This is a genomic window from Isoptericola sp. NPDC056134 (assembly GCF_042264825.1).
Classification (GTDB): Bacteria; Actinomycetota; Actinomycetes; order Actinomycetales; family Cellulomonadaceae; genus Isoptericola; species Isoptericola nanjingensis.
The window spans coordinates 1-1220 of record NZ_JBHJVM010000084.1; the positions used below are offsets into that span (position 1 = coordinate 1).

General features: G+C 70.6%; 1 protein-coding gene and 1 pseudogene. Both read right to left on the reverse strand.

The window, feature by feature from the left end:
- Positions 1-906, reverse strand: a 906-nt coding sequence (locus ACFCZN_RS21435; RefSeq protein ID WP_430558111.1) for a substrate-binding domain-containing protein, incomplete at its 3' end; no start/stop codon positions are given.
- Positions 907-932: 26 nt separating this feature from the next.
- Positions 933-1220, reverse strand: a pseudogene (locus ACFCZN_RS21440) (hypothetical protein); the annotation flags it as partial.

Genomic DNA, 1220 nt, shown 5'->3' on the forward strand with positions numbered 1-1220 from the left:
GATCTGCTCGGTCACCTGGGTGCCGTAGCTCTCCGGCTCCTGCGCGACGCAGCCGCGGTACACCTCGGTGAGCGGCTCCTCCGACGCGCAGAACCCGTAGAGCGCGACGTCGGTGCGGTTGCCCAGGGCCTGGAGCGCGCCGTAGACAGCGGGGCCGGTCGAGGCCCAGATGACGTTGATGTCCTGGTTGCCCTGAAGCATCTCGCCGGTGACGCGCAGCGAGTCGTCGGGCTTGACGTTGCCGTCGACCTTGGCGACGACCTCCGCGTTCGGGTTGGCCGACACCGCGTCGGTGAAGCCCTCGTCACGGATGACGACCGGGCGCTCGTCGGGTTCGGTGATGAAGCCGATGCTCAGCACGGCGTCGGCGCCGAGGTCCTCGAGGACCTTCTCGCCCATCGCGCGGCCGCCCGCCTCGTTGTCCGCGCCGAGGTACTGGACGATCGTCGCCCCCTGGGCGGCGAGCGCGTCCTCGTCGACGATGACGTTCACGGTGAAGACCGGCACACCGGCGTCGTTCGCCGCCTTGACGATCCCGGCGGCGGGCTCCGACTTCACGGGGTTCAGGGCGAGCGCGCACGGGTCCTTCTGCAGCATGGCCTCGACCTGGGCGAGCTGCTGGGCGTCGTCGTCGTTCGCGACCTGGACCTCGACGTCGAACCCGTTGGCGGTGCCGCCGTCCTCGAAGCCCTGCTTCATCGCCACGTAGTACGGGTTGGTGAGGTTCGGGAGGCTGACCGCGACGTACGGGTTCTCCCCGTCGCACGACGCGGGCAGCGTGGTCTCGGCCTGGTCGGTCGAGCCGCTCCCGCTCGTGTCGCCGGTGCCGGTGTCGACGGCGGAGCAGGCGCCCGCGAGGGCGAGGGCGGTCACGGCGAGGGCCGAGACGATGATCTTGCGTCGCATGAGTACTCTCCTTCGAGCGGTGGGGGTCAGGACGTGGCGCGCGAGGCGCGACGTGGTTGCAGGAGCTGGAGGAAGAGGCGGCCTCTCCCCCCGGTGGTCGAGAGCGAGCGGCGGTAGGTGTCGAGGCTGACGCCGGCGAGGATGATCACGCCGATGACGAGGGGCTGCCAGAAGCTGTCGACGCCGACGACGTTCATGCCGTTCGAGACGGTCGCGATGAGCACCGCGCCGAGCAGGGCGCCGCCGATCGAGCCGACCCCGCCGAACAGGCTCACCCCGCCGACCACCGCGGCGGCGATCGAGTAGAAGAGCTC